We start from the raw sequence: 19,765 nt of genomic DNA, 5'->3' as shown, positions 1-19,765 counted from the left end.
CGACCGCGCGGGCCCACCCGCGCGAGACTTTCGCGCAGGTTTCATGCTCCACCTTTTCTATTCGAACCGTCACGAGACGCTCGCCGCCGCGCTGCTCGCCGATCTTGAGTCGGCGCCCGGCGGGCCGTGGGCCGCGCAGCAGGTGATCGTGCCGAGCGCGGCGCTGCGCCGGCGGCTCGAACTCGACATCGCCGGCCTGCACGGCGTCTGCGCGAACGTGCAGTTCACCTATCTCGCGCAATGGCTGTGGGCGCGGATCGGCGAGGTGCTGACCGTGCCGCCGCGTTCGCCGTATGCGCCCGACCGGCTCGTGTGGCGCTGCTACCGGCTGCTGTCGGACGAGGCCGACGCGCCGTGGCGCGCGTCGCCGCGACTGTCCGCCTACCTCGCGGCGGCCGATGCGCCGATGCGTCACGAGCTGGCGCAGCGCATCGCGATGGTGTTCGACCACTACCTCACGTACCGGCCGGAGTGGCTCGCGCTGTGGCGCGACGGCGCGTCGATCTTCGAACGCGAGGGCGCGCCGCGCCACGGCGCGGACGCCGCGCGCGACGACGAGGCGTGGCAGGGCGCGCTGTGGCGCGCGCTGCTCGCGGAGCTGAGCGACAGCGGCGTGCCGCCCGCGCACCGTTTCCTCGACGAGGTGAAGACGCGCGATCCGGCCGCGCGCGCGCCGTGCTGGCCGGCGTCGGTCAGCGTGTTCGCGCTGCCGACCATGCCGCCGCTGCACGTGGCGCTCCTGCGCGAGCTGTCGCGCTGGATCGACGTGCGGATCTACGCGCTCAATCCGTGCCGCGAATTCTGGTTCGACATCGTCACGGCCGCGCGCGCGGAATCGCTCGACGCGGCCGACCAGCTCGACTACCAGCAGGTCGGCCATCCGCTCCTCGCCGAGTGGGGCCGGCAGGCCCAGGCGCAGCTGCACATGCTGCACGAGCTGACCGAGAGCGCGGCGGCGGGCGATGCGTCGCTGTACGTCGACAATCCCGCGCCGACCTGGCTCGCGCGGGTCCAGAACGCGATGCTCGCGCTGCAGCCCGAGGCGGAACTCGGGCCGCCGCCCGCCGAGGCGGGCGTCGAGGTGCACGTGTGCCACAGCCTCGCGCGCCAGCTCGAAGTGCTGCACGACCGGCTGCTCGCGTGGTTCGACGCCGATCCCGGCCTCGCGCCCGCCGACGTGCTGGTCGCCGTCGCGGATCTCGCGGCGGCCGGGCCCTTGATCGACGCCGTGTTCGGCACCTCGGCGCCGCACGACGCGCGCCGCATTCCCTATCGCATCACGGGGCTGCCGCCGTCGCAGGCGAACCCGGTCGCGCGCGTGCTGCTCGACTGGCTCGCGCTGCCCGAGCGCAGCGTCGGCGCGCCGGAGCTGATCGAATGGCTGCGCGTCGACGCGGTCGCGGCCCGCTACGGCATCGACGCGGCCGCGCTCGAAACCGTGCAGACCTGGCTCGCGGCCGCCGGCGCGCGACGCGGGCTCGCGGCCGAGCCGGGCGAGGCGCCCGCCGTGCCCGCGCCGCGCCACACTTTCGCCGATGCGCTCACGCGCCTGTTTCTCGGCTATGCGATGCCCGACGGCGCGGCGCCCGTCGAGTCCTGGCTGCCCGTCGAGGGCGCGGAGGGCAGCGAGGCCGAGCTGCTCGGCCGGCTCGCGCGCTTCACCGACGATCTCGACGGCTTCGCGCGGCGGCTCGCCGACAGCCATGCGCCGCAGGGCTGGAGCGAGCTGTTCGCGGACACCCTCGCGCGTTTCTTCGATTCGGGGCCGGCCTATGCCGACGCGCTGTCGGGCGTGCGCGACGCGCTCGACGCGATGCTCGCGGCGATGGCGGAGGGCGCGCTCGACGCGCCGCTGCCGGCCGCGGTGGTGCGCGCCGGCTTCGCGTCCGCGCTCGACGATCCGGCGCGCGGCGGGGTGCCGTGGGGCGGCGTCACGTTCTCGTCGCTGACGAGCCTGCGCGGCCTGCCGTATCGTGTCGTGTGCCTGCTCGGCATGGACGACGGCGTGCTGCCGAGCCTCACGCGCGCGGACGAGTTCGACCTGATGGCGGTGTTCGCGAAGCTCGGCGACCGCCAGCGCCGCGACGACGAGCGCAACCTGTTCCTCGACCTCGTGCTCGCGGCGCGCGATCGATTGTTGATCGCCTATACGGGGCGCAGCATCCGCGACAACGCGCCGTTGCCGCCGGCCGCGCTCGTCGATGAACTGCTCGACCACCTCGCGGCGATCTCGGCGGGCGAGGGCGCGTCGCCGGCCGAGGTGGACGCCGCGCGCGCGGGCTTCATCGTCGAGCATCCGCTGCAGCCGTTCTCGGCCGACTATTTCAGCGGCGCGCGCGGCGGCGCGCGTGCGCTGTTCAGCTACGACAGCGAACGCGCGACGCTCGCCGCGCAGCTCGCGCTCGACGACGCCCGGCCGGTCGCGCCGTTCTTCCCCGCACCGCTGCCGGCCGAGCCGGCGACGCCCGTCGCGTTCGGCGATTTCGAGCGTTTCTGGCGCCACCCGGCGCGCGCGCTGCTGCGCGAGCGGCTCGGCATCGTGCTGGCCGACGCGCAGGCGGAGTTGCTCGACACCGAGCCGTTCGCGCTCGACTACGCGGGCAGCGACGCGCTCGCCGCGCGCGTGCTGCCGCTGCTCGTCGACACGGACGACGCGGTCGCGCACGACCATGCGCTGCGCGTGGCCGACGCGAGCCCGGAACTGCCGGGCGGCGCGACGGGCGCGGTATGGCGCGACCAGGCGCTCGATGCGCTCACGCAGCTCGCGGGCAAGGTGCGGCACGCGCTCGCCGACGGTGCGACGCGCCTGCCGTTCACGCTCGACGTGACGCCGCGCTGGCCGGACGGCGAGCCCGCGTGGTTCGGCGTGCACGATGCGGCGCTCGCGCGCGACGCGACGGCCGCGCCGTTGCGGCTGCACGGCACGCTGAACCGGCTGACCCCGGCCGGCCAGGTGATCTACCGCTACGCGCGGCCGGGCGCGCGCGACTACCTGTCGGCCTGGCTCGCGCATCTCGTGTATTGCGCGGTCGCGCCCGACGGCCCGCGCCGCACGCTGTGGTTCGGCAGCGGCGAGACATTCGAATTCGCGCCGGTCGCCGCGCCGGGCGGGCAGCTGGCGCCGCTTGCCGCGCTGTTCCGCGCGGGCCGTCGCATGCCGCTGCGCTTCTTCCCGCGCAGCGCCTGGGCGCTCGTCTCGGAAGGCGAGGCGAAGGCGGCGGGGGTGTGGATCAACGAGCGGGTCGCGAGCGAGGCCGACGATCCCGCGCTCGCGATCGCGTGGCGCGGCGCGAACCTGTCGCTTGACGCGCCGTTCGGCGTGCTCGCGCATGCGGTGTTCGATCCGCTCGTCGAGCATCTGCGGAGGCCGGCATGAGCGCGACGCCCCCCTTCGCGCGCGAGCTGGACGTCTTCGCGTGCGCGCTCGACGGCGTCAACCAGATCGAGGCGTCGGCCGGCACCGGCAAGACCTGGAACATCTGCGCGCTCTATGTGCGGCTGCTGCTCGAACAGGATTTCAGCGCGGACCAGATCCTCGTCGTCACCTTCACCAAGGCCGCGACGGCGGAGCTGCACGAGCGCATCCGCGGCCGGCTCGCGCAACTCGCGCACGCGCTCGAGACCGGCGACGACGATGGCGATCCGTTCATCGCGCAGCTGTTCGAGACGACGCTCTCGGCCGACGGGCTCGACGCGGAAACCGCCGCGAAGCGCGTGCGGCGCGCCTTGCGCGCGTTCGACCAGGCGGCGATCCACACGATCCACGCGTTCTGTCAGCGCGCGCTGCAGGAAGCGCCGTTCGCGGCGGCGATGCCGTTCGCGGTCGAGATGGAGGCCGACGACGCCGGCCTGCGCTTCGAGCTGGCGGCCGAGTTCTGGCGCACCCGCGTCGAACCGCTCGCGGCCGCGCATCCGGCGTTCGCGGCGTGGCTCGTCGAGCGCGGCGCGGGGCCGGAGGCGCTCAACGCGCAGCTCGCGCGGCGGCTCAAGAAGCCGCTCGCGCGGCTGCGCTGGGATGGGCTGGAACTGCCGGAGGCCGATCCCGAGGCGGCCGCGCATGCGTGCTTCGCGGCGGCCGCCGCGCTGTGGCGCGAGCAGCGCGACGCGATCGCCGGCTTGCTGGCCGCCGCGCAGGCATCGCTGAACCAGCGCTCGCACAAGCCGGACGCGGTGGCCGAGGCGCTCGACGCGTGGGCCGCGTGCGCCGCGCAGGCCACGCCGCCCGCGAGCTTGCCGCGCGCGACGCTGCGGCTCACCCAGGCGGCGCTCGCGAAGGCCACCAAGAAGGGCGGGGCCACGCCGCAGCATGCGTTCTTCGCGCAGCTCGACGCGCTCGACGCGGCGCTCGCCTCGGCCGAGGCCGCGCAGCGCGCGCGCTGGCTGAGCGTGCTCGCGCAGTGGCTCGACTACGCGCCGGCCGCGCTCGCCGAGCGCAAGCGCACGCGCCGCGTGGTGTCGTTCGACGATCTGCTCGCGAACCTGTACCGCGCGCTGCATGCGCACCCCTGGCTGGCCGAGACGCTGCGCGCGCGCTATCCGGCCGCGCTGATCGACGAATTCCAGGATACCGATCCCTTGCAGTTCGCGATCTTCGACCGGATCTTCGCGCCGGCCGGGCCGCTGTTCCTGGTCGGCGATCCGAAGCAGGCGATCTACAGCTTCCGGGCGGCGGACCTGCATACCTATCTCGCGGCGCGCGACCGCGCGACCGCGCGCTACACGCTCGCGGTCAACCAGCGCTCGACGCCGCCGATCGTCGACGCATGCAATCGCGTGTTCGGCGCGAATCCGCGCGCGTTCGTGCTCGACGGCCTCGACTACCAGCCGGTGCGCGCGGGCGCGCGGGTTCGCCCGCCGCTGTACGACGGTACGGATCCGTCGGGCGGCGATCCGTCGGGCGGCGCTCCGTCGGGCGGCGCGGGCGATTTCCGCGTGTGGTGGCTGCCGGATGGCGAGGCGGCGCTTGCCAAGCGCGACGCGCAGCGCCAGTCCGCGCAGGCCTGCGCGGCCGAGATCGCGCGCCTGATGCGCGGCGCGCGCGAGGGCGCGGTGCGGCTCGGCGACGTGCCGCTGTCGCCCGGCGACATCGCGGTGCTCGTGCAGACCCACAAGCAGGGCAGCCTCGTGAAGCGCGTGCTCGCGAACTGGGGGATCGGCGCCGTCGAACTCGCGCAGGCGTCGGTGTTCGCGACGGTCGACGCGGAACAGCTCGAACGCGTGCTGGCGGCGGTCGACGCGCCCGGCGACTTGCGCCGCCTGCGCGCCGCGCTCGCGGCCGACTGGTTCGGGCTCGACGCGGCCGCGCTGTGGCGGCTCGAACAGGGCGAGGCCGATGCGAGCGACGAGGCGGCGGCCGACGCCGGGACGGCCGCGGCATCGGCTGCCGCAGCATCGGCTGCCGACGCGATGGGCTGGGTCGAGCGCTTCTCGCGCTACCGCCTGTTGTGGCGCGAGCGCGGCTTCGCGGTGATGTGGCGCACCTTCTCGCGCGAGCTGAGGATTGCCGAGCGTCTGATGGCCGGGCCGGACGGCGAGCGCCGCGTGACCGACGTCAATCATCTCGCGGAGCTGACGCAGGCGCGCGCGGCCGCGCAGCCGGGCATCGCGCCGACGCTGCGCTGGCTGGCCGCGCAGCGTATCGACGGCGGCGGCGAGGAGGCCCAGTTGCGGCTCGAATCGGATCGCAACCTGGTGCAGATCGTCACCGTGCACAAGTCGAAGGGGCTCGAATATGCGCTGGTGTTCTGTCCGTTCCTGAACGACGGCGCGTTGCGCGAGCCGCCCGCGTCGGGCCTGCCCGATGCGCGCGAGTATCACGACGACGCGGGCGACGCGGTGCTGCACTACGGCTGCGACGACGCGGCCGCCGAGCATGCGGCGCGGCAGGCGCAGCGCGAGCAGGCGGCCGAGCGCGCGCGGCTCGTGTATGTCGCGCTGACGCGCGCCGTATACCGCTGCTACGTGGTCGCGGGCGCGTACCTGTCGTCGCGCTCGACGCGCGAGTCGCGCCGCAGCGTGCTGAACTGGCTGGTCGCGGGCGCGGGGCAGGCGTTCGACGACTGGCTGAAGGAGCCGCCCGAGGAGGCCGCGCTGGCGGAGCGCTGGGGCGCGCTCGCCAACGGTCCGATCACGCTCGCGCCCTTGCCCGGCGCGACGGCGCGCACCCCGCTCGCGGCGGGTCACGATGCGGCGCAACTGCAAGGCGCGCGTCGCGCGTCGCGCGTGCTGCGCGATGCGTGGCGGATCGCGAGCTTCAGTTCGCTGACGGCGTCGCTGGCGCGCGAGGAGGCGGGCGTCGCGCCGCCGCCCGACGACGCGCTGCGGCCCGATCACGACGCGCTCGCCGCGGCGCCGGCGGCCGACGGCGCACCCGACGCCGCCGGCCCGGCCGAACACGACATCCTGGCGTTCCCGCGCGGGGCGGCGGCGGGCGAATGCCTGCACCGCCTGTTCGAACTCAGCGATTTCTCCGCGCCGGACGGCTGGCCCGAGGCGGCGCGGCGCGCGCTGCACGAGCGGCCGGTCGAGGCGGAGCCGGCGCTGGCCGAGCGCCTGCCCGCGATGATGGACGCGCTCGTCGCCGATCTCGCCGCGACCGAGCTGGTGCCCGGCATGCGGCTCGCGGCGCTCGATCCCGCGCGCCGCCTGACCGAAATGGAATTCCTGTTTCCGGCGCCCGCGCTCGATTTCAATGCACTGCGCCGCCTGCTCGCGGCGCACGGCTATCCGGACGTCGCGTTCGACGCGGGCACGCTGGCCGGTTTCATCAAGGGATTCATCGACATGATCGTCGAGCACGATGGCCGCTTCTGGATCATCGACTGGAAGTCCAACCATCTCGGCACGACGCCCGACGCTTACGGGACGCGCGCGCTCGAGGTCGCGATGGCGCAGCACGCATACCATCTGCAGGCCCTGATCTACACGGTCGCGCTGCATCGCTACCTGGCGCGCAGGCTGCCCGACTACGACTACGACTCGCATATCGCCGGCTACCTGTACCTGTTCGTGCGCGGTGTGCGGCCCGGCTGGCGCAGCGGCGGCGCGCCGGCCGGCGTGCACGCGCGGCGGCCGGCGCGCGCGCTGGTCGAGGCGCTCGACGCGCTGATGCGCGGGGAGGCCGCGTGAATCCGGCGCCGGAACTGTATCCGTTCACGGGCGGGCTGGCTGCCCGGCTGCCCGAACCCGCCGATTTCGGGCTCGCGCTGGCCGAAGGCTTCGCGCGCCGCATCGGTCTGCTCGCGCGGCGCGGCGGCGCGTCCGCCGAGGCCGCGCGCTGGGCCGCGCGCGCCGCGTTCGCGGCGAGCCGGGCAACCGCGGCGGGGCACGTGTGCGTGGCGCTCGGCGCGCTCGCGCAGCGCTACGACGCGCAGCCCGACGAGGTCCGGCAGGCGCTCGCGGCCAGCGGCGTGACCACCTTCGGGCACGGCGCGCGCGGCGCGGAACGGCCGCTCGTCGTCGATCGCGACGACCGGCTCTATCTCGCGCGCTATTTCGACTACGAGTGGCGGCTCGCGCGCGCGCTCGTCGCGCAGGCGCACGCGGGCGAGGCGGGGGACGTCGCGGCCGACGGCTTGCGTGAACGGCTCGGGCGTTATTTCGGGCCGCCGCGCGACGACGGCATCGACTGGCAGCGCGTCGCCGCGATCGTCGCGCTCACGGGCCGCGTGACGATCGTGAGCGGCGGCCCGGGCACCGGCAAGACGACCACGGTGGTCGGTGTGATCGCCTGCCTGCTCGACCTCCACCCGGACCTGCGGATCGCGCTTGCGGCGCCGACCGGCAAGGCCGCGCAACGCATGCAGGAAGCGCTGCATGCGCGCGCGGGCGACTTGCCGGCCGAGCTGGCCGCGCGGCTGCCGCAGACTTCCTATACGCTGCACCGCCTGCTCGGCGGCGGGCCCGGCGGGCGCTTCCGGCACGATCGCGACAATCCGCTGCCCTACGACCTGGTGGTGGTCGACGAGGCGTCGATGATCGACGTCGCGCTTGCCGCGCATCTGCTCGATGCGCTCGCGCCGGGGGCGCGGCTCGTGATGCTGGGCGACAAGGATCAGCTCGCGGCGGTCGAGGCCGGCGCGGTGTTCGCGGAACTCAGCGCGCGGCCCGCGTACAGCGCGGCCGGGCGGGCGCGCATCGCGGGGGCGCTCGGCGTCGAGGTCGCGGCGTTCGAGGCGGCGCTGCCGGCGGCGGCGCGTGTGGAGACGGGGGCCGCCGCGCCGGCGCCCGACGCGGCGACGCCGCCTTCCATGACGTCTGCTTCTCCCACGACATCCGCGATGCTCGCGACATCTGCTGCGCCCGTGACGCCTGCCGCGTCCACGTCGTCGCGCGGCGGTCGGCGGCGCGCGAAGCGCGTCGATGAGGCCCAGGCTTCGTTGTTCGATTTCGATGACGATGCGGGCGCGTCCGCGCCCGCATCCGTTCCAGCGCCAGCGCTTGTTTCGACACCGATCGAAAACCCGCCGCCGCCCACCCCGGACGAATCCCCCGATGCGTGGATCGACGCGGGCGAACTGGCGTGGCTCGACGACATGCGGCTCGATGCCGACGACGCGGCGCTGGCCGTCGCGCTCGCCTCCCATCCGGCGGGCGACGTGGCCGCGCGCGCGTCGGTGCCCGCGGAGGCGCGCATGCAGGCAACTGTCGCGGCGTCGCCCGTCGATTCCGCCGCCGCGCCCCTGACCGATTGCGTCGTCTGGCTCGAACGCAACTACCGCTTCGGGCTCGATTCGCCGATCGGCCGGCTGTCGCTCGCGATTCGCGCGGGTGCGGCGAGCGAGGCGCTCGATGCGCTGTCGACGGCTCCGGACGCCGCCGCCCGTTTCCACGACGATGCCGGCGACACCCTGTCGACCGCGATGATCGAGCGGCTCGCGCACGGGTTCGCCGCCTACGTCGAGGCGTTGAGTGCCGCGTTCGCCGATCCCGCACCCGGCCCCTTGCCGTTGTTCGATGCGCTGAACCGGTTCCGCATCCTGTGCGCGACCCGCGCGGGCGCGCGCGGAGCGGACCAGGTCAACGCGCTCGTCGCCGCGCAGGTGCGCCGCGCGGTGCGGGTGTCGCTCGGCGTCGGCGCGCAGTGGTTCGCGGGGCGGCCCGTGATGGTGACGCGCAACGATTACGCGCTCGGCTTGTTCAACGGCGACATCGGCATCGCGCTGCCCGATGCGCAGGGCGCGCTGCGCGTGTGGTTCAAGGGCGCCAACGGCCTCGCGCGCGCGGTGTCGCCCGCCGCGCTGCCGCCGCACGACAGCGCGTTCGCGTTGACCGTGCACAAGTCGCAGGGCTCCGAATTCGACGAGGCCGCGCTGATCCTGCCGGCCTCGTTCAGCCGCGTGCTGTCGCGCGAGTTGATCTATACCGCGATCACGCGCGCGCGCGCGCGGGTCGAGGTGATCGGCCCGCGCGCGGTGCTCGCGCAGGCGATCGCGACGCGCACGCAGCGCGATTCCGGGCTGGCCGCGCGGATCGACGAGGCGCTTTGCGCCGCGCGGGAGGACGCATGATCCGCTACACGCTGCGACCCGAGGAAGTGGAGCTGTCGGCGGTGCGCGCGCAGGGCGCGGGCGGACAGAACGTCAACAAGGTGTCGAGCGCGATCCATCTGCGCTTCGACATCCGCGCATCGTCGTTGCCGGAGATCGTGAAGGCGCGCCTGCTCGCGCTGTCCGACCAGCGCATCACGCGCGAGGGCGTGGTGGTGCTGAAGTCGCAGGAGCACCGCACCCAGGAGCGCAACCGCGAGGCGGCGCTCGCGCGCCTCGACGCGCTGATCGGCAGCGTCTGCGTGACGCCGCGCGCGCGGGTCGCGACGCGGCCGACGCGCGCCGCCAAGGAGCGTCGTCTCGACGCGAAGAGCCGGCGCGGGAACGTGAAGGCCGGGCGCGGCAGGATCGTCGAGTAAGGCGGCGCGTCGAGCCGGGCGGCCGCTTCGCGTGCGGGCCCGAACCCGGGATCGGCGGCGCGCGCCGCCTCAACGCATGATCGTGCTCGCGCCGTCGAGCGCGAAATCCGCGCAGAACACGATGGTTTCGCCCTCGACCTCGATCGCGATGGCCGCCGTGTAGCAGTCGCGCCCGTCGGTCAGCGAGAAGTGCGGCCCCATCAGCGCGACCCGGCCCGGCGCGGCGAGCGCGCGCTGGAAGTACGGCCGGCGCGACCAATTGCTGTGGGTTTCCGGAAACAGCGGCGCGAGCCGGCCGTGGGCGGCGGCGGCGGCGATCGCGGGCGACGTCACGGACGGCGCGTGCTGCTCGCCGCTCGCATCCGCGATGAACACGCGGCGCGCGCTCGGCTCGGCCAGCACCTGCTGCGCGGCGGCGTGCAGGTCGCGGTCGCGCGCGTAGTGGGCGGCCGCCGCCCGCACCAGCCGTTCGAGCACGTCGAAGCACGGCTGCGCGCAGTGCGCGCGCGCCTGGCGTCGCGCGGCGAACTGCCGCCACGCGTCGTCGAGCAGGGCGGGCGCGCCCGCGCAGCCGCGCGCGATCGATGCGTCGGGCTGCCCGAAGTGGAAGCCCTGCACGAAGTCGACGTCGGCCTCCATCAGGATCTGCAGCGCCTCGTCGCTTTCGACGCCCTCCGCGAGCACCATCGTGCCCGACTGGTGCAGCATCGTGACCAGGTGGTGAATGATCCGGTGCGCGTCGTCGGCCCTCAGCGTGCGCTCGACCAGCGAGCGGTCGAGCTTCACGATGTCGGGCTTCATCTGCCAGATGCGGTCGAAGTTCGAGAATCCCGTGCCGAAGTCGTCGATCGCGACGAGGAAGTCGCGATGCTGGATCAGGTCGATCGTGCGGCCCAGCGCCTCCTCGTCGCGCGACGGCTGTTCGACCACTTCGAGCACGATGCGCGTGGGCGGCAGCTGGAAATGCGCGCACAGCGCCTCGATGAATTCGCGCTGCGCGCTGCCGGAATCGAGCACGAGCGGCAGGATGTTGAGGAACAGCCAGCCGACCGGGATCCCCTGCGCGGCGAAATTGGCGGTGTGCATGCAGCGCGTGAGCCGGTCGAGCACGACCGCCTCGCCGCGCGCGTGGGCGCGCGCGAAGAGCGCGCCGGGCGAGACCGGCCGGTCGGTGGCGTCGGTCGCGCGCACGAGCGCCTCGTAGCCGACCACGCGCCGATGGGTGATCGACAGCACCGGCTGGAACACGCTCGACAGCGTCGCGCCGTGATAGTCCGCGCACCAGCCGTCCGGGCCGCGCACCAGGAGCGGCAGCAGGCTGTCGAGCGGGAGAGGGCGGGCCGGCACGATGTCAGTGCGGCGCAAGGCGGCGGCGTGGCGGACGCGCGACGTCGGGAGAAACGAAGCGGGTCACGCTTGCCTCCGGCGGGTGGATTGCAGTCGAGTGTAGCGAAAGTCGACACGCTGCGCGTATCAGGGTAACTCCAGACTCAAGTCCGATGAATCGGGGTCGATACGGGGGCGGGCGGATTTGCGCGGGCGCGAACGATGCGCGGATCGCGCGCATCGTTCGCCGGGGACCGGGTCAAATGAATGAAGGCAGGGGGGCGCTCAGGTCGAACGGCGCGCGCCGAGGCCCGGCACGCGCTTGATCACGCCGATGGCGAGCGCGGTGCCGAGCAGCACGATCGCGCAGCCTTCGAGCATGCCGGGCGACACGCGTTCGTCGAGGAACAGCGCGCCCCACAGGATCCCGAAGATCGGGATCACGAAGGTGACGGTGATCGCGCGCGCCGGCCCGATATGCGTGATCAGGTAGAAGAAGATGAAATACGCGACGCCCGTGCAGGCGACGCCGAGGCAGGCGACCGCGCCCCACGCGCCGGCCGACACGGGGCCGGCGGGCCAGGTGGCGAGCGCGAACGGCGCGAGCAGCAGCGTGGCGCCGATCATGCTGCCGGTGGCGTTGATCAGCGGGTCGACGCCCGTCAGCTTGCGCTTCGTGTAGTTCGCGGCGATCCCGTACAGCAGCGTGGCGCCGAGCGCGGCGCCCGACGCGAGCAGGGTCGGGCCCGGCGCGGCGGCGTGCGCGCCGTGGGGCGCGAACACCTGGTCCCACACCAGCGCGAGCACGCCCGCGAAACCGATCGCGAGGCCGAGCGCGCGGGCGGCGGAGAGCTTGTCCTTGAGCCACAGGTAGGCGACGAGCGCGCCCCACAGCGGGGTGGTCGCGTTGATCACCGAGGTCACGCCCGCCGACAGCGTCAGTTCGGCGAACGCGAACAGGCAGAACGGCAGGGCGGAATTCAGCGCGCCGACCACGAACAAGGGGCCGGCGCGCTCGCGCAGCTGCGCGTAGAGCGCGCGCGGCGGATAGCGCGTGAGCGCGAGGCCGACGAGGAACAGCGCGCCGATCGCGACGCGCAGCAGCATCAGCGGCGCGACGCCGAAATCGGTCACGCCGATGCGGATGAACAGGAAGGACGCGCCCCACAGCGCGGCGAGCACGATCAACAGCGAGATGTTCTTGGCATTCATCGGAGGTATGGCGAGCGGTGGAGAGAAGAGGCGAGTGCATCTTACCTCCGCGCCTGCGCGCAACGTTTCACGCTGCGATGAAATGGCAAGAAAAGACGATGAGACCGCAACAATCGGAGTACGCGCCGGGCGTGCTCCGATTGACGGTCAGTGATGCCAGTAGCCGCGCCGGTAGCCGCCGCGATAGCCGAAGTTCAGCGACACCGACGGTCCCCACCAGCCCCACGCGGGCGCGTAGGCCGGGGCCGGGTAGTAGGTCGGATAGGCGGGATAGGCCGGATAGGCGGGGTACGCGTACGGGGTCTGCTCGGTCTGCACGGGCGCGGCCGCGTAGTAGCCCGTCGGGTAGTAGCCGTACGGGTAGTAGCAGCCGGCGAGCGCGAGGCTCGCGAGTGCGACCGTGGCGAAAGTCCTGATCATGATGATTCCCCGATGCGAGGGGCGCGGTGAGGCGTCGATGCGTTGGAGCTTAGCCGGGGGGCATATGAAAGGCTGTGTGAAACGGTAACGGATCATTTCGCCGGCGTGCGCCGGGCGAAGCGCGAACCGGGCGCGGGGGGGCGCGCCCGCCGCGTTTACTTGCCGACCTGGTTGCCGATCAGGCCGCCGGCGGCTGCGCCGCCGAGGGTCGACAGGGCGCTGCCGCCGAGCGCCGCGCCGGCGACGCCGCCGACGCCTGCGCCGATCGCGGTGTCGCGCTGACGGGTGGTCATGTTGTCGCAGGCCGACAGGCTCGCCATCGCGGCGACGATGAGCGCACAGGCTCCGATGCGTCGAATCGAGTTCATGATGCCGTCCTCATAGGATGGGAAGCAGGCGCGGCGACGCCGCGCCCATGCAGACCAATCTACGCGGCGCATCGAGAGGCTGCTGTAAGGACTTGTGAGCGTCTGTGGGTTTCGTAATCAAATGTTTCGTTTCGATCGGGCGTCGCGCATCCGACCCCGTGCGGCGCGGCGTCAGGCGTTGCACGCGAGCGGGTCGCGCGTGCGGCGCTGATTCCACAGCGCGGCGAGCAGCGCGACGCCGCCCGCGCCGAGCGCGACGCCGAAGCCCGCGCGCGTGCCGAAGCGGTCGACTACCTGGCCGGCGAGCGCCGCGCCGAGCGCGACGCCGGTGTTGAGTCCGGCCAGCAGCCAGGTGATGCCTTCGGTCAGGCGCGCGGCCGGGACCGCGCGTTCGATCAGCGACATCGCGACGATCACGGTCGGCGCGAAGAACAGGCCGGCGGCGAACACCATCGCCGCGAGGCTCGCGACGCCGGTCGCGAACGGCAGCGGCAGCGTCGCGGCAGCGGTGGCGAGCGCGCCGAGGCCGAGCAGGCGGGGCAGCGGCGTGGCGAGCCCGAGCGTGCCGAAGGCGAGGCCCGCCAGGCACGAGCCGGTCGCGTAGACCGACAGCACGAGGCTCGCCGAGGCCGGGCTGCCGGCCTGCCGCGCGAACGCGACGCTGGCGATGTCCACCGTGCCGGCAATGACGCCCATCGCGGTCATCAGCATGAGCAGCAGGCGCACGTCGCCGAGCCGCAGCAGGGAGCCGGCCGCGTGCGCGGCCGCATCGCGCGCGCCGGGCACGGGCTCGCTGCCGCGCTGCGCGGCCAGGGCCGCGACGCCGCCGACGAGCAGCGCGGCCGCCGCGAGCGGGCCGGCGGGCGCGGCGAGCGCGACGCACAGGCCCACCGACAGCGGCGGCGCGGCGATGTAGGTGATTTCATCGACGACGGTCTCGAACGAATACGCGCTGGCCAGCAACGCGGGGCGCTCGCGCAGCGCGGCGCTCCAGCGCGCGCGCACCATCGCGCCCATGCTCGGCATCGCGCCCGCGAGCGCCGCGCATGGGAACAGGGTCCACGCCGGCGCGCGCCAGGCGGCGCAGGCGACCAGCGCGACGAGGCCGCTCGCGCCGATGCCGGCCGCGAACGGCAGGACCCGGCGCTGACCGAAGCGGTCGACCTGCCGCGACGTGAACGGCGACAGCGCCGCATAGGCCAGCATGAAGGCGGCCGCCACCGCGCCCGCGAGACCGTAGCCGCGCCCCAGTTGCACGAGCATCGTGATGATCCCGATGCCGATCATCGGCAGCGCGAGGCGGGCGATCAGGCCGGCCGCGCAGAAGCCCCGCGCGCCGGGCGTCGCGAACAGTTCACGGTAGGGATTGGGCATCGTCGCGGGTTCCTCGTGGTCGGGCGGATTGTGCCCGCTGCGGGGCGCGTGGAATAATACGTACAGTTCGTATGAATAATGATCGTATATACCTACGCGCTGAATGTAAACAATCGCAGGCGCCGACGGACAGGAAGGAGAGCAGGCATGGTGCGACGAACCCGCGTCGAGATGGAGGCGACCCGCGCGACGCTGCTCGCGACGGCGCGTCGCGTGTTCGGCGAAGCGGGCTACGCCGAGGCGTCCATGGACGACCTGACGGCGCGCGCGGGCCTGACGCGCGGCGCGCTCTACCATCATTTCGGCGACAAGGCCGGGTTGCTCGCGGCGGTGGTCGAGCAGATCGACGCGGAATCGGATGCGCGGCTCGCGGCCGTCGAGGCGGCCGCGCAGGACGGCTGGCGCGGTTTCCGGGCGCGCTGCCATGCGTATCTGGAGATGGCGCTGGAGCCCGAGATCCAGCGCATCGTGCTGCGCGACGCGCGCGCGGCGCTCGGCGGCCCGACGCGGGATGCGCAGCGGCAATGCGTGGCGTCGCTGGAGCGCCGGGTGGCGGCGCTGATCGACGCGGGCTGCCTGGCGGGCGCGCCCGCGCCGGCCCTGGCGCGGCTCGTCCACGGCAGCCTGACCGAAGCGGCGCACTGGATCGCGGAAGGCGAGGGCGAGGCGGGCGCCGAGCGGCTCGCGGCCGCGCGCGTCGCGCTCGATCACCTGCTGGCGGGCCTGCGCGCGCGCCGCACTGACGCGACGACGTAAAAAAGCCCGCGCGAGGCGGGCTCTTGACCAGGCCGGAAAGCCGGACGCGCGGCTTACTGGCGGTGGTAGATCTCGGCGCCGCTCTTCACGAACTCGACCGCCTTCACTTCCATCCCCTTCTTCAGCGCATCGGTTTCGGACATGCCTTGCTGCGCGGCGAATTCGCGCACGTCCTGCGTGATCTTCATCGAGCAGAAGTGCGGGCCGCACATCGAGCAGAAGTGCGCGACCTTCGCCGAATCCTTCGGCAGCGTCTCGTCGTGGAATTCGCGCGCCTTGTCCGGATCGAGGCCGATGTTGAACTGGTCTTCCCAGCGGAACTCGAAGCGCGCCTTCGACAGCGCGTTGTCGCGCACCTGCGCGCCCGGATGGCCCTTGGCCAGGTCGGCCGCGTGCGCGGCGAGCTTGTACGTGATGATCCCTTCCTTCACGTCGTCCTTGTTCGGCAGCCCCAGGTGCTCCTTCGGCGTCACATAGCACAGCATCGCGGTGCCGAACCAGCCGATCATCGCCGCGCCGATGCCCGACGTGATGTGGTCGTAGCCCGGCGCGATGTCGGTCGTGAGCGGCCCGAGCGTGTAGAACGGCGCTTCCTTGCACCACTCGAGCTGCAGATCCATGTTTTCCTTGATCAGCTGCATCGGCACGTGGCCCGGGCCTTCGATCATCACCTGCACGTCGTGCTTCCACGCGATCTGGGTCAGCTCGCCGAGCGTCTTCAGCTCGCCGAGCTGCGCTTCGTCGTTCGCGTCGTAGATCGAGCCGGGGCGCAGGCCGTCGCCGAGCGAGAAGCTCACGTCGTAGGCCTTCATGATTTCGCAGATCTCTTCGAAGTGCTCGTACAGGAAGCTTTCCTTGTGGTGCGCGAGGCACCACTTGGCCATGATCGAGCCGCCGCGCGACACGATGCCCGTCATGCGGTTCGCGGTCAGCGGCACGTATTGCAGGCGCACGCCCGCGTGGATCGTGAAGTAGTCGACGCCTTGCTCGGCCTGCTCGATCAGCGTGTCGCGGAAGATTTCCCAGGTCAGGTCCTCGGCCTTGCCGTTGACCTTTTCCAGCGCCTGGTAGATCGGCACCGTGCCGATCGGCACCGGGCTGTTGCGGATGATCCATTCACGGGTTTCGTGGATATGCTTGCCGGTCGACAGGTCCATCACCGTGTCGCCGCCCCAGCGGATCGCCCAGGTCATCTTGTCGACTTCCTCGCCGATCGACGACGTCACGGCCGAGTTGCCGATGTTCGCGTTGATCTTCACGAGGAAGTTGCGGCCGATGATCATCGGCTCCGATTCCGGGTGGTTGATGTTCGCCGGGATGATCGCGCGGCCGCGCGCGATTTCGTCGCGCACGAACTCCGGCGTGATCTCGGCGGGCGCGCCCGTGCCGTAGGCGGCGGCGCCGAACGCCTGGCCCGGATGCTGGCGGCCCATCATCGCGGCGAGCTTCGCGCCGTTCGGGCCGCTTGCCTTCAGGTTTTCCAGGTACTCGGCGCGGCGCTGGTTCTCGCGGATCGCGATGTATTCCATTTCCGGCGTGATGATGCCCTGGCGCGCGTAGTGCATCTGGGTGACGTTCTTGCCCGCCTTGGCGCGGCGCGGGTTGCGGTGCAGGCCCGGGAAGCGCAGCTCGGCCGTCTTCGGGTCCTGCGCGCGTTCGAGGCCGTATTCGCTCGTGAGGCCGTCGAGCGCCTCGGTGTCGCCGCGCGACTCGATCCAGCCCTGGCGCAGCGCGGGCAGGCCCGAGCGGATGTCGATCTTGGCGTCCGGATCGGTGTAGGGGCCGGAGGTGTCGTACACATAGATCGGCGGGTTCTTCTCGCCGCCGAAGCCGGTCGGGGTGTCGGCCTGGGTGATCTCGCGCATCGGCACGCGGATGTCCGGCTGCGAGCCCGCCACGTAGATCTTGCGCGAGTTCGGCAGCGGGGCAATGGCGGCGGCGTCGACGCGCGCATCGGCGGAAAGGAACTTGGGGTTGGCGTTCATGCGATCTCCTGTGTCGATCCGATCGAGCGCTGGGCGCTGGCTCGGGTGCAGGACCCGGGCCGGCGCTTCAGTACTTGCCCGGATCCCATGCAAAGCGAATGTGGGGCGCTAAGCAGGAGACGAGACTCGCGACGCGACGGGATTCATCTGAAGAACGACGGTGAAACCCGGACGCTTCCCTGCGCTGGCATTATCCAGATCAGGTTCAAAGGGTATTTCTCACCCGCCGCGCACCAAATGTCTGATCTGGCGCAAGGCAGGACCCCCGCGTTAGCAAGCGCACAAGATACACCGGGTCGGCGGCGGTTTCAACCGGGGACAGATCTTAAGTGCGGCGGCGGGGTGCGGCCGCGAAAATAATTTCATGGGCGGCTGTCAGATCGCGCGGTGTGCGCCGACCAATCGACTCCTCTAACAAGATGACGGAGTCATCCCATGAAACATTCCCTGTTGGCCGCCTGCCTCGCCGCGTTCGCGTTCTCTGCCGCAGGCGTCGCCCATGCGCAGAACGATGCGATGTCGAACGGCGCGATGGCGAAGGACGCCATGGCGAAAGACGCGATGTCCAAGGACGGCATGAAGAAAGACGCGATGTCCAAGGACGGTATGAAGAAAGACGCGATGTCGAAGGACGGTATGAAGAAGGATGCGATGTCGAAGGACGGCATGAAGAAGCCGATGAAGGACGACAAGATGAGCCCGATGTCGAACTGAGCGCCCGCGCGCTCCCCGCTTGGCCTTGGCCGTCCGCGCCCCCGCGCGGGCGGCGCTTTTTCGGGCCGGGGCGCGCGGGGCCGCCGTGACAGCCAGGAGGTCACGCGATGCATGTTTCCCATTCCCCCATGCGGCCGCCCGCGGCGCGCCGCGAACGCGTCGTCCACCCGGTCTGGGTGCGGGTCTGCCACTGGCTGAACGCGCTGGCGGCCGTCACGATGGTGCTGTCCGGCTGGCGCATCTACGACGCCTCGCCGATCTACGCCGGCTTCACGTTTCCGCACGGGCTCACGCTCGGCGGCTGGCTCGGCGGCGCGCTGCAATGGCATTTCGCCGCGATGTGGCTGCTGTTCCTCAACGGGCTCGGCGATCTCGCGCTGGGCGTCGCGACGGGACGCCTGCGCCGCAAGTTCTGGCCGCTGTCGCCGCGCGCCGTGCTGCGCGACGCGTGGGCCGCGCTGCGCGGACGGCTGTCGCACGACGATCTGTCGGTTTACAACGCGGTGCAGCGCGCCGCCTATGTCGCCGCGCTCGCGGATCTCACGCTGCTCGTGTTGTCCGGGCTCGTGATCTGGAAGTCGGTGCAGTTTCCGCTGCTGCGCGAGGCATTCGGCGGTTATGACCGCGCGCGCGTCGTGCATTTCTGGGCGATGGCGTTTCTCGTCGCGTTTTTCGTCGTGCACGTCGCGATGGCGCTGCTGGTGCCGCGCTCGCTCCTCGCGATGCTGCGCGGCCGTTGAAAGGAGTTCCGATCATGTCCATCCAGGACGACCCACCCGCGCGCAAGGCCGCGCCGCGGATCGATCGCGCCGCGCTCGAGATCGACGTGCGCAAGACGCTCGAACAACCGGCCCGTCGGCTGTTCGGCCGGCGCGTGCTGACGCTGGGCGGGCTCGCGATGCTGACCGGCTGCTCGCTGCAGGACGACGCGTCGGTCAACGATTTTCTCGACAAGGTGTCGCGCGCGAACGATCGCGTGCAGGCCTGGCTGTTCGGGCCCACGCGGCTCGCGCCGACCTACACCGAGGCCGATCTCACGCGGCCGTTTCCGTTCAACGCGTTCTACGGCATCGACGAGGTGCCGCGCGTCGATCCGGCCGGCTACCGCCTCATGCTGTCCGGGCGCGTGACCGGGCAGCGGGTGTGGACGCTGCCCGAGCTGTATGCCCTGCCGCACGCGGAGCAGATCACGCGCCATATCTGCGTGGAAGGGTGGAGCGCCATCGGCCGCTGGGGCGGCACGCCGTTCGGGGCGTTCCTGCGGCGCGCGGGCGCGGACCTGAACGCGAAGTACGTCGGGTTCAAGTGTGCGGACGACTACTACGAGAGCATCGACATGCCGACGGCGCTGCATCCGCAGACCCTGCTGGCGTTCGAGTACGACGGCGCGCGCCTGCCGGCCGAGTACGGCTTCCCGATGAAGCTGCGGATGCCGACCAAGCTCGGCTACAAGAATCCGAAGCACATCATGGAGATCTTCGTGACCGATGTCTTTCCGGGCGGGTATTGGGTCGATCAGGGCTACAACTGGTTCGGCGGCTCCTGAGGGGCGGCGTCGCCCGCGGCGGGCGGTGGATGTGGCGGCGGGGGCGGGGCGCATCCGCGCGTCGCCGGAGCCGGCCGGCGACCCGTGGGTCGCCGGCCGCCGCGACCCGCCGCGACCCGCCGCGACCCGCCGCGACCCGCCGCGACCCGCCGCGACC

Annotated in this window: 13 protein-coding genes, 1 pseudogene and 1 riboswitch; of the genes and pseudogenes, 8 read left to right on the top strand and 6 right to left on the bottom strand. The window is 72.2% G+C overall.

The genetic code is table 11. From position 1 onward, the window contains the following. Positions 1-43 precede the first annotated feature (43 nt). The 4 genes from recC to arfB are packed head-to-tail and all read left to right on the top strand — an operon-like array spanning position 44 to position 9,907. Positions 44-3,376 carry an exodeoxyribonuclease V subunit gamma gene (gene recC / locus AC1RQF_RS24795; RefSeq protein ID WP_274002211.1) on the top strand — a complete coding sequence of 1,111 codons (3,333 nt, stop codon included), beginning with the start codon at positions 44-46 and terminating at the stop codon, positions 3,374-3,376. Beyond that, a complete protein-coding gene (recB, locus tag AC1RQF_RS24790) occupies positions 3,373-7,128 on the top strand; it encodes an exodeoxyribonuclease V subunit beta (protein WP_274002214.1) in 3,756 nt (1,251 codons plus the stop codon). Before recC ends, recB begins: the two co-directional genes overlap by 4 nt. Then, positions 7,125-9,509 carry an AAA family ATPase gene (locus AC1RQF_RS24785; protein WP_492873169.1) on the top strand — a complete coding sequence of 795 codons (2,385 nt, stop codon included), beginning with the start codon at positions 7,125-7,127 and terminating at the stop codon, positions 9,507-9,509. Before recB ends, AC1RQF_RS24785 begins: the two co-directional genes overlap by 4 nt. Further along, positions 9,506-9,907 carry an alternative ribosome rescue aminoacyl-tRNA hydrolase ArfB gene (gene arfB, locus AC1RQF_RS24780; protein WP_274002220.1) on the top strand — a complete coding sequence of 134 codons (402 nt, stop codon included), beginning with the start codon at positions 9,506-9,508 and terminating at the stop codon, positions 9,905-9,907. Before AC1RQF_RS24785 ends, arfB begins: the two co-directional genes overlap by 4 nt. A 69-nt stretch (positions 9,908-9,976) precedes the next feature. Here arfB and AC1RQF_RS24775 read toward each other — a convergent pair whose 3' ends face one another. The 5 genes from AC1RQF_RS24775 to AC1RQF_RS24755 form a co-directional block, all read right to left on the bottom strand. Beyond that, positions 9,977-11,257: a sensor domain-containing phosphodiesterase gene (locus AC1RQF_RS24775; RefSeq protein WP_274004265.1), complete on the bottom strand. Its 1,281-nt coding sequence runs from the start codon at positions 11,255-11,257 to the stop codon at positions 9,977-9,979. A gap of 261 nt (positions 11,258-11,518) precedes the next feature. Further along, positions 11,519-12,445: a DMT family transporter gene (locus AC1RQF_RS24770; protein WP_492873168.1), complete on the bottom strand. Its 927-nt coding sequence runs from the start codon at positions 12,443-12,445 to the stop codon at positions 11,519-11,521. A 147-nt stretch (positions 12,446-12,592) separates the two neighbouring features. Then, on the bottom strand, positions 12,593-12,865 hold the full coding sequence (locus tag AC1RQF_RS24765) for a hypothetical protein (protein WP_274002224.1): 273 nt from the start codon (positions 12,863-12,865) through the stop codon (positions 12,593-12,595). Positions 12,866-13,020: 155 nt separating this feature from the next. Continuing rightward, positions 13,021-13,233, bottom strand: coding sequence for a YMGG-like glycine zipper-containing protein (locus tag AC1RQF_RS24760; RefSeq protein ID WP_274002227.1), 213 nt, complete (start codon positions 13,231-13,233; stop codon positions 13,021-13,023). A gap of 171 nt (positions 13,234-13,404) precedes the next feature. Beyond that, positions 13,405-14,607: an MFS transporter gene (locus AC1RQF_RS24755; protein WP_492873167.1), complete on the bottom strand. Its 1,203-nt coding sequence runs from the start codon at positions 14,605-14,607 to the stop codon at positions 13,405-13,407. A 147-nt stretch (positions 14,608-14,754) separates the two neighbouring features. Between AC1RQF_RS24755 and AC1RQF_RS24750 the strand changes: the two genes are divergently transcribed. Further along, positions 14,755-15,363 (top strand): TetR/AcrR family transcriptional regulator, encoded by a 609-nt coding sequence (locus AC1RQF_RS24750; RefSeq protein WP_274002232.1) that lies wholly within the window; start codon positions 14,755-14,757, stop codon positions 15,361-15,363. Positions 15,364-15,416: 53 nt separating this feature from the next. On the opposite strand, the gene thiC is transcribed toward AC1RQF_RS24750, so the two are convergent. Beyond that, on the bottom strand, positions 15,417-17,348 hold the full coding sequence (gene thiC, locus AC1RQF_RS24745) for a phosphomethylpyrimidine synthase ThiC (RefSeq protein WP_492873166.1): 1,932 nt from the start codon (positions 17,346-17,348) through the stop codon (positions 15,417-15,419). Positions 17,349-17,506: 158 nt separating this feature from the next. Next, positions 17,507-17,625, bottom strand: a riboswitch (TPP riboswitch). 158 nt (positions 17,626-17,783) lie between these two features. Here thiC and AC1RQF_RS24740 point away from each other — a divergent pair. From AC1RQF_RS24740 to AC1RQF_RS24730, 3 genes and pseudogenes are all read left to right on the top strand, one after another. Beyond that, positions 17,784-18,062, top strand: coding sequence for a pentapeptide MXKDX repeat protein (locus AC1RQF_RS24740; protein WP_492873165.1), 279 nt, complete (start codon positions 17,784-17,786; stop codon positions 18,060-18,062). A 155-nt stretch (positions 18,063-18,217) separates the two neighbouring features. After that, a pseudogene (locus AC1RQF_RS24735) lies at positions 18,218-18,802 on the top strand (cytochrome b/b6 domain-containing protein); the annotation flags it as partial. 14 nt (positions 18,803-18,816) lie between these two features. Further along, complete coding sequence (locus AC1RQF_RS24730; RefSeq protein ID WP_274002237.1) at positions 18,817-19,608, top strand: molybdopterin-dependent oxidoreductase; 792 nt, start codon at positions 18,817-18,819, stop codon at positions 19,606-19,608. The last annotated feature ends 157 nt before the right edge of the window (positions 19,609-19,765 follow it).

It is taken from the genome of Burkholderia sp. GW821-FHT14F03 (genome assembly GCF_058803765.1).
Note: the sequence above shows the minus strand (reverse complement) of the source record. Positions and strands in the feature narration are given on the sequence as shown.